Annotated in this window: 9 protein-coding genes; all 9 read right to left on the bottom strand. The window is 42.7% G+C overall.

Features of this window, described 5'->3' with window-relative positions:
- Positions 1-32: 32 nt before the first annotated feature.
- A complete protein-coding gene (locus B3014_RS00250) occupies positions 33-1,328 on the bottom strand; it encodes an adenylosuccinate synthase (RefSeq protein ID WP_286304272.1) in 1,296 nt (431 codons plus the stop codon).
- Positions 1,321-2,511 carry an ATP phosphoribosyltransferase regulatory subunit gene (locus tag B3014_RS00255; RefSeq protein WP_289245173.1) on the bottom strand — a complete coding sequence of 397 codons (1,191 nt, stop codon included), beginning with the start codon at positions 2,509-2,511 and terminating at the stop codon, positions 1,321-1,323. The genes B3014_RS00250 and B3014_RS00255 overlap by 8 nt, the downstream gene beginning before the upstream one ends.
- A 6-nt stretch (positions 2,512-2,517) precedes the next feature.
- Entirely contained in the window at positions 2,518-2,715 is a 198-nt protein-coding gene (locus tag B3014_RS00260; RefSeq protein WP_289245174.1) for a DUF2065 domain-containing protein, read from the bottom strand.
- Positions 2,712-3,584 (bottom strand): protease modulator HflC, encoded by an 873-nt coding sequence (gene hflC / locus B3014_RS00265; RefSeq protein ID WP_286304269.1) that lies wholly within the window; start codon positions 3,582-3,584, stop codon positions 2,712-2,714. The genes B3014_RS00260 and hflC overlap by 4 nt, the downstream gene beginning before the upstream one ends.
- On the bottom strand, positions 3,585-4,781 hold the full coding sequence (gene hflK / locus B3014_RS00270) for an FtsH protease activity modulator HflK (protein ID WP_286304268.1): 1,197 nt from the start codon (positions 4,779-4,781) through the stop codon (positions 3,585-3,587).
- An 87-nt stretch (positions 4,782-4,868) separates the two neighbouring features.
- Positions 4,869-6,014 (bottom strand): ribosome rescue GTPase HflX, encoded by a 1,146-nt coding sequence (gene hflX, locus B3014_RS00275; protein ID WP_289245175.1) that lies wholly within the window; start codon positions 6,012-6,014, stop codon positions 4,869-4,871.
- A 10-nt stretch (positions 6,015-6,024) separates the two neighbouring features.
- Positions 6,025-6,249 (bottom strand): RNA chaperone Hfq, encoded by a 225-nt coding sequence (gene hfq / locus B3014_RS00280; protein ID WP_286304266.1) that lies wholly within the window; start codon positions 6,247-6,249, stop codon positions 6,025-6,027.
- Between the two features lie 69 nt (positions 6,250-6,318).
- A complete protein-coding gene (gene miaA / locus B3014_RS00285) occupies positions 6,319-7,263 on the bottom strand; it encodes a tRNA (adenosine(37)-N6)-dimethylallyltransferase MiaA (RefSeq protein WP_289245176.1) in 945 nt (314 codons plus the stop codon).
- Between the two features lie 9 nt (positions 7,264-7,272).
- Positions 7,273-8,532, bottom strand: coding sequence for a transcription termination factor Rho (rho, locus tag B3014_RS00290; protein WP_286304264.1), 1,260 nt, complete (start codon positions 8,530-8,532; stop codon positions 7,273-7,275).
- Positions 8,533-9,445 lie beyond the last annotated feature (913 nt).

Consider the following 9,445-nt stretch of genomic DNA (forward strand, 5'->3'; position numbering starts at 1 on the left):
AAAAAGCCCTCATTTGAGGGCTTTTTATAAGTCTAGACTTCGAATAAATCTCGTCTAACAATCGTTTCGCGTCGGTCGGGGCCGGTTGAGATAATATCAATTGGCACACCGGCGAGGCTTTCAACTTTTTCTATATAGGCACGGGCATTTTCAGGCAGTTCACTATATTCAGTGATGCCCAAAGTAGACTCTTTCCAACCCGGCATATCAATGTATACAGGCTCACAACCTTCGAACTCATCTGCACTTAACGGTAAGATATCGACAGGTTGACCGTCTTTTTCATAGGCAACACATAGACGAATAGTTTCGATACCATCAAGCACGTCTAGCTTGGTCAGACATAGTCCCGTGATACTATTTATCCAACTAGCACGATTCAGTGCCACCATATCTAACCAACCACAGCGGCGGTCACGTCCGGTTGTGGCACCTTTTTCCATGCCTTTATCAGCCAGATATTTTCCAGTTTCATCAAACAACTCAGATGGAAATGGTCCACCACCGACACGCGTGGCATAAGCTTTTGTAATACCAAGAACATAATCAATATGACAAGGACCTACACCAGAGCCAGTTGCACTGCCTCCCGCTGTTGTATTGGACGAAGTAACATAAGGGTATGTGCCGTGGTCAATATCTAACAAAGCACCTTGTGCACCTTCAAACATGACATTGTCACCCGCTTTATGATACCCCTGAAGCATCGCTGGGATATCAGCAATAAGTGGGATTAAGACATCACGCATTGCGAGTGTATCTTTTAATACCGTTTCATAATCAACAGGTGCTACTTGATAATAATTAACTAATGAAAAGTTATGAAACTCAATGACTTCTTTTAGTTTTTCAGCAAAGGCTTTTTCATTCATTAAGTCACCGACACGTAGACCTCGACGGCCAACTTTGTCTTCATATGCGGGACCAATACCTCTACCTGTTGTGCCGATAGCGGCTTTACCTAAGCGTGACTCACGCGCCTTATCCAAAGCGATATGATAAGGCAAAATCAATGGGCAGGCCGCACTGATTTTTAAGCGTTCACGTACAGGAATCCCGTTGGACTCAAGCTCTGCCATCTCTTTCAATAGTGCTTCAGGGCAAACCACAACACCATTACCAATCAAGCATTGAACGTTTTCACGGAGAATGCCAGATGGAATCAAATGCAACACCGTTTTTTTGCCATCAATAACCAGTGTGTGACCAGCATTATGACCACCTTGGAAACGTACTACAGCAGAGACATTATCCGTTAGTAAATCGACTAATTTACCTTTACCTTCATCGCCCCACTGGGAGCCAATTACAACTATATTTTTAGCCACGAGTTTGTGTTCCTATTTCAGTCACTTGCCAGTGACCATTTTGTTTTACCAATGTATGTGTGGTGGATGTCTGAGAGCCAGGAAATTGATAAATGACCACCTTTCCTGATTCACGTAATGATTTGACAGTGGCGTGAAGATGGCTGTCTTCAGCCCACTCAACACCTATTGTTTCCTGATTGAATGATCCAGCAGGGAGCTGTGTCGCCAGCTTCTTCAAGTCAAGACTAAATCCCGTTGCTGGCTGAGCCAGACCAAAGGCTTCACCTATATCATCATAGCGACCACCTGCTGCAATAGCATAAGATGATTCCGGTTTGTAAGCTGCAAACACCACGCCCGTGTGGTAATGATATCCGCGCAGTTCAGCAAGATCGAAGTTAATTGCAATATCTGGGATTCGCTGCGTAAGCGCGTCAGCAATTTGTTCAAGCGTACTTAATGCAAGCTGCACTGATTTTGGTGCATTCTTTAATACAGATTCAGCTCGTGGCAAGACAGATTTATCACCATTTAATTCAGACAATTCTTGCAACATTTGCCTAGCATCATTACTAATCTGATAACTGTCTAACAGGGCGGATATATCGGTAGCAGCCTTTCGTTGTAAAGCAGAAAATAATTCTTGCTCTTGGCTTTCTGTCAGACCAGCAAACTCGGCTAATCCTCTATAAACACCAACATGACCGATATCCAACGCTATCTTTGATACTGCGCCAGATTTTTTTAGAAGCTCAACCATCAGCTCAATGCTTTCAATATCACTCTCAGGTCCCGCATGACCATAGATTTCAGCACCTAGCTGAATGGGATTTCTGACCCCATCCAATCCGGTAGGTAAAGTATGAAGAACACTACCTATGTAGCACAATCGAAGAATATCTGATTGATGACGTAGCTTGTGGGCAGCAATTCTGGCCACTTGTGGTGTCATGTCTGCCCGTATACCCAGCATTCTGCCGGACATTTGGTCCGTCAGCTTAAATGTTTGTATATCTAAACTTTTGGCCGTACCAGTCAGCAGTGAGTCCAGATACTCAACTAAGGGTGGAACAACAAGCTGATACCCCCAACCTTGCATGAAGTCGACCAGTATTCGATGCATATTCTCAAGTTGAGTTGCTTCTTGAGGCATAAGCTCATCAATACCTTCAGGTAGCAGCCAGCTCTCTTTTATAGTCATTATGAGTTAATTTATCCAGTACAAAAAAATCAAGCCGACAAGCATGCATATCAAACCAGTTAGTCTAGTTTGAGTATCGCTCATGCTTGCCGTTTGTAGTAAAGCGCGTTTAAACATAGTCGGATTGAGAAACGGCATTATACCTTCGATAATCAGTACTAATGCCGTTGCTACGAGAAGACTATGGCCTAATTCTCCGCTCACTTCACAGGAAGTTCAGCATCGTTAAAACGTTTGAAGAAGTCACCTTTGGGTTCAATGACCAGCATGTCGTCACCATTAAACACATTTTTATATGCTGATAGTCGACGATATAAGGAATAGAACTCTTCATTTTCACCGAACGCTCTAGCATAGATATCCGTGGCTTTGGCGTCACCTTCACCACGTAACTCTTCTGCTTGACGTCTTGCTTCGGCAATAATAACGGCACGCTGACGATCAGCATCTGAACGAATTTTTTCCGCTTCTTCAGCACCTTGTGAACGCAGCTCTTTTGCAACACGTTCACGCTCAGCTTCCATACGTGTATAAACAGATGTACTGACTTCAGAAGGCAAATCAATACGTTTTATACGCACATTTGAGATAGAAATACCAAAGCCTTCCGCTACACGGTTAGCTTCTGTCAGAATATCCTGAACCATTGCCACACGGTCACCAGACACGACTTCTTGAATTGTCTTACGTCCAAACTCTGCACGTAAACCATCCTTGATGATTTGCGATAATCGCGATGCCGCACGGTCTTCGTCACCACTCATGGATCTGAAATAGGTCGCCACATCGCTGATACGCCAAATGATGAAAGAGTCGACTATGACATTCTTTTTCTCACCTGTCAGGTATCTAGCAGGTTGTGCATCGAGTGCCATTTCACGAGCATCAAACTTACGAACATCTGTGACAAAAGGTGTTTTGAAATGAATACCAGGCTTAAAGTCAGCCTTTTCAATCTGACCTAATCTGAGCAGAAGTACTTTTTGACGCTCATCAACAACAAAAATAGATGATGATAAAGTGATGACAGCTAGTGCCAGTAAAATTAAAATCAGTGTCAAACGGGAACTCATTTAGCGACCTCCTCTGCTACGAGCATCATCGCTTGATGAGCTTTTGTTTGAAGATGAAGTATTAGCCGACGTAGATGACGGATAATTAAAGCTATCTAAATCCAGTTGTGTTGGACTGCTGTTACGACGATTCATGCGGTCTAATGGTAGATAAAGTACATTACTACCGCCATTTTCCATATCAACCATCACTTTTTGGCTCTTGGAAAACACGGATTCCATTGTATCAAGGTATAGTCTCTCAGCTGTAATGTCGGGTGCTTTATTAAACTCCGTCATGACTTGCGTGAAACGGCTCGCATCACCCTCTGCTTTTGCAATAACTTGACTCTTATATGCTTCAGCTTCTTGAACAATTCTAAACGCTCTACCTCTGGCTTTCGGCAATATATCATTTGAATAGGCTTCTGCCTGATTCTTTTGACGAACTTCATCTTCGCGCGCTTTTACTACGTCAGCAAATGCTGCTTGAACTTGCTCGGGTGGCTGAACATCTTGCATATTCACACTTGTGACTAACAAGCCCATTTCATGCGAATCAAGCATTGTCTGTAAGAGTTGCTCAGTACTGTTAGCGATCGCGCTTCTACCTTCAGTTAAGACGAAGTCCATATTTGAACGTCCTACTGTTTCACGTACTGCACTTTCCATCATTTGACGCAAAATAACATCAGGATTTCTGACGTTGAAAAGATACGCCGGTGCATCTTGTACTCTGTACTGTACGGCAATCTTGAGATCAATAATATTTTCGTCTTTAGTTAACATCAGTGACTCAGAGTGAATGGTGCCACCACCTCGACTACCACCGCTTCTGTAACCAATCTCAGCTGTACGAATTTCTTCAACGTTGACCACTTCTACTTTTTCAATTGGGCTCGGCAGATGCCAATGTGGTCCAGGCATAGTTGTAGTGGCATATTGACCAAAACGAAGAACAACGCCACGCTCAGCTGGGTCGACTATGTATATCCCTGAGGCGATCCACACCAGAAAAGCAATTATGGCAATCAAACCAAAACCAAAGAAACCGCCCCGACCTGATGAGTTGTTATTGTTATTATTACCTTTACCACCAAAAATGCCACCAAGCTTACGTTGCATATTCTGGATAACTTCGTCTAAATCAGGTGGCCCATCATTGCCACGATTACCCCACGGGTCTTTACCACCGTTTCCGGGTTCATTCCAAGCCATGTAGCTCTCCAAATTGAAAAAACAGAGAATTTATTTCAAACACGCCTATTTTACGGACATGGTCACTATAAGCAACCAAAACCGTATCTAGGCATCAACATATTCAGAAAGTGATTCTTCTGGAAAATATTCATGTAGGGCTTCTCGTAACAATTCCAGCCCTGCACCTGTTCTTGCCGACAACCAAATACGGTTAATATTACCCTCATCATCTCTGTCGATACGCGGTGAAATATCATCGACCTTATCTATTTTGTTATAAATAATTACCTGGCGGACTTCATCAGCTTCGATTTGTTTTAAAACCTCATTCACATGATGAATAAGATCATCACGATCATTCGCGCCACAATCAACGACGTGTAGCAACAGTTCAGCATCACGTGTCTCTTCAAGTGTCGAACTAAATGACTCGACGAGATCATGAGGTAAGTCACGTATAAAACCGACCGTGTCTGCCATGATGAGAAGTTCAGTTGCTTGTAGCTTAACTCTTCTTAAAGTAGGGTCTAATGTCGCAAATAATCGGTCATCAGCATAAACTTTAGCTGACGTCATTTTGTTAAATAATGTGGACTTGCCTACGTTTGTGTAACCAACCAGAGACACAACAGGTACACCGCCTCGCTGTCGTGAACGTCGGCCTTGCTCCCGTTGTGACTGAACTTTACCCAAACGCTTCTTAAGTGACTTGATACGTTGGCCTAGTAAGCGTCGGTCTGTCTCCAGCTGAGTTTCACCAGGTCCACGTAGTCCGATACCACCTTTTTGCCGCTCAAGGTGAGTCCAGCCTCGAACTAGTCGCGTTGATAAATGCTGAAGTTGGGCTAGTTCAACTTGGAGTTTACCTTCATGAGAACGTGCTCTTCTGGCAAAAATATCCAATATCAGACCTGTTCTGCCCAGCACCCTGCATTTGAGTTTCTGCTCAAGATTTCTTTCCTGACTAGGTGACAACTCATGGTTAAAAATGACTAAGGCTGCATGCGAGGCATGTACATGCTCTGCAATTTCATCAACTTTACCACTACCAGCAAAAAATTTAGGATCGGGGCGATGACGTTTTCCTTGAATAATCGCTGCAATCGCTGCACCTGTTGAGCCAACTAATTCAATAAACTCTTGTTGAGAATCATCGTAATCTGGATCATTAAAATTCAGATGAACCAAGACAACAGCTTCTTTCTCTGACGCATCATCGAAAGCTGTTTGAATATCCGGTCTGTCGAACAATCAAATACTCCTATTCTTCTTGGTTAACATTAACATTACGTGCAGGCACGATAGTTGATATAGCATGCTTGTATACCATTTGATTGACAGAGTTTTTAAGTAAGATGACAAACTGATCGAAGGAATCAATCTGACCTTGAAGTTTGATACCGTTTACTAAATAAATAGAAACTGGAATATTTTCTTTTCTTAAAGCATTCAAGAAAGGGTCCTGAAGAGTCTGTGCTTTTGCCATCTTTCACTCCATATATTGTTATTATTTTTGACTGTTTAATATCTCATTCTAAAAGCCTTAACAGAATCGTCAAGCATTATTCGTCAACTCGGGTACTTGCTCTGTTAAGTATCGTTCTACATCATTGATAGGCAAGGCTAAACCACTATCAAACCAGATTCCATCATTCTGGGATCGTAACCAGGTTAGCTGGCGTTTCGCCATCTGACGTGTGGCAACAATTGCACGATAAACAAATTCATCATAATCGTACTTACCTTCAAGATATGACCATGCCTGCCGGTAACCGACTGCACGTATTGATGGTAAGTTCGCATGACAGTCATTTCGATTAAATAATGTTTTCACTTCTTCAATAAAGCCTGCATTCATCATTGTCTGGTATCGCTCAGCTATTCTGTTGTGAAGAATGGCTCTATCAAATGGTGAAACAATGATCTTAGTGACTTTATAGTCAAAACTCTCATGGTTTGCTTGAGTCAACTCAGTCAGACTTTTACCCGATACTTCAAATACTTCCAGAGCACGTTGTAAACGCTGTGGGTCGTTAAGATGTATTCGTGCTGCTGAGACTGGGTCGATTTCTTTTAACCGGTTGTGTAAGGCTTCAATGCCCAATTGCTGCATTTCCAGATTTAGCTTTTCTCTAATGAGCATATTTGCAGGAGGCAAGTCAGCAAGTCCATATTGAAGACTTCTGAAATAGAGCATTGTTCCGCCAACCAATAAAGGAACTTTACCTCTGGCTGTAATATCAGCCATCAGATTGAGGGCGTCTTCTTTGAATTGACCAGCAGAATAAGGCTCGTGAGGTTCGACAATATCAACTAAATGATGAGGATAGTGGCTTAGAACGGAACGGTTTGGTTTTGCAGTGCCGATATCCATGCCTTTATAGACAAGCGCGGAATCGACACTGATGATCTCTACTGGATACTTCTTTGCAAGGGCGATAGCAATATCTGTTTTTCCTGCTGCTGTAGGCCCCATAATAAATATGGCGGGTGGAAGCACAGAGTTTGATTACCCCTGTTTCATTGAATCAAAAAACTCAACATTTGTTTTCGTCGATTTTAACCTATCCATTAAGAATTCCATGGCTTCAACAGGTTCCATCTGAGCAATAATTTTTCTCAAGATCCAAAGTTTTTGGAGATCTTCTTCTGTTGTCAGCAGTTCTTCACGACGCGTGCCTGAACGTGTCACATTGATGGCAGGATACATTCTACGATCAGCAAGTTTGCGTTCGAGCAATACTTCCATATTACCAGTACCCTTGAACTCTTCGAAGATGACTTCATCCATTCGAGAGCCAGTTTCAATCAGGGCTGTGGCAATGATTGTCAAGCTGCCACCTTCTTCAATATTTCTAGCAGCACCAAAGAAACGCTTCGGACGTTGTAAGGCATTGGCATCAACACCACCAGTCAAAACCTTACCCGATGATGGTGAAACAGTATTATAAGCACGGGCAAGTCTAGTAATAGAGTCAAGTAAGATAACCACATCATGTTTATGCTCAACAAGGCGCTTCGCTTTCTCGATCACCATTTCAGCAACCTGTACGTGTCGTGAGGCAGGCTCATCGAACGTACTGGAAACGACTTCACCTCTGACAGATCGTTGCATTTCCGTGACTTCTTCAGGACGCTCATCAATCAGCAACACAATCAGATCACTATCGGGATAGTTAGAGGCAATTGACTGTGCGATTGACTGCATGATCATTGTCTTACCTGATTTAGGCGGAGCAACAATCAAACCACGTTGTCCTTTGCCTAGTGGTGAAGCAAGATCGATAACACGTGCTGTCAGGTCTTCGGTACTTCCATTACCCCGCTCTAATGTAAAACGTTCATTGGGGAAGAGCGGCGTGAGATTTTCAAAAGGGACTTTATTTCTAGACTTATCAGGTTTTTCGTAGTTAATTTCTTCTACTTTAACCAAGGCAAAATAACGCTCACTATCTTTGGGTGGACGAATTTTACCTTTTATTGTGTCGCCAGTTCTAAGGTGGAAACGACGAATCTGGCTAGGTGAGACATAAACATCATCAGGACCGGCAACGTAGGAATCTTCGGGTGATCTTAAAAAACCAAAACCATCTGGTAAGAGTTCTAATACACCTGTCGTGATAACATCTTCGCCTTGTTTAGAGTGCGCTTTGACTATGGCAAAGATAAGTTCTTGTTTTCGGTTTCTTGCTAAGCCCTCAAGATTCATGGAGAGAGCCAGTTCCATTAATTCAGCAGCTGACTGCTTTTTCAGTTCTGTCAGATTCATGTATTACCTAAGAATGGGATTTTGATATAGAAATGCCTTGAACACATCGATTGATGAGTTGAATTAACTTAATTTTGGAGGGGGTTTTAAAAACTGCAAGTAAGAATAACAGTAATAAAGACTGGCGTCTAGTTTTATGTACAAAATATCGCGATGTTAGAAATAAAAGCTAATTATACCAACAGTTTTTCTATTGCTGTCAGTAAACTGACTAATCAAAATAGCTTGGCTGAAATACTGTGAGTTAGTACAAGTCGAGAATTACACCATTCATATCGACTTTTTAGGGAGGCTATGAAATTTAGGGCAGTCTCAATTTGCTCCTACCCCATTCAGTTTAAATGCATAATCCATTGGCTGTTACTTCGTTCACGTATACACGTCTGAACGGCAGATAATAAAAAGCCTGGCGGTTATTTACAAGGATGTCATGTATGCCAATAACGCAGGAGCAGTTATCGGTGACCTACTTTATCAGCCACCTCCGTGTGGCTGACTCTTCGGGTTCCCTGCGGTCGTGCAAAAACGTTCCTGACGTTTTTGTTATGGACGGTATGCCGCCAATGCAGGAGCGATTGGCGGTCACTTCGTTCAAGTTGGTCACGGTCTAAACATTAGATAAATAAAAACCAGACGACAGATGTCGACTGGGCTTTTTTGTATTAAAGCCTGGCCGTTATTTACACGGATGTGATGTATGCCGATAACGCAGGAGCCGTTATCGGTGACCTACTTTGATGAAGTGCCTCCCTGCACTTCACCCTTCGGGCAGCTATCGCTGTCCATTTTTGTTCCTGACAAAAATGTCACATGGGGTGTTGCCATGTTCAGGTGAGGTCAATGCAAAACTATCAGATATAAAAAAAGCCCATCCGATTGGATGGGCTTGTTTTATATTAAAGCCTGGCAGTGA

It is taken from the genome of Methylophaga sp. UBA678 (genome assembly GCF_002299105.1).
Taxonomy (GTDB): Bacteria; Pseudomonadota; Gammaproteobacteria; order Nitrosococcales; family Methylophagaceae; genus Methylophaga; species Methylophaga marina.

Coding starts and splice junctions, on each gene's coding strand:
- B3014_RS00255 (WP_289245173.1), bottom strand. CDS start 2,511: ATGACTATAAAAGAGAGCTGGCTGCTACCTGAAGGTATTGATGAGCTT.
- hflC (WP_286304269.1), bottom strand. CDS start 3,584: ATGAGTTCCCGTTTGACACTGATTTTAATTTTACTGGCACTAGCTGTC.
- hflK (WP_286304268.1), bottom strand. CDS start 4,781: ATGGCTTGGAATGAACCCGGAAACGGTGGTAAAGACCCGTGGGGTAAT.
- hfq (WP_286304266.1), bottom strand. CDS start 6,249: ATGGCAAAAGCACAGACTCTTCAGGACCCTTTCTTGAATGCTTTAAGA.
- rho (WP_286304264.1), bottom strand. CDS start 8,532: ATGAATCTGACAGAACTGAAAAAGCAGTCAGCTGCTGAATTAATGGAA.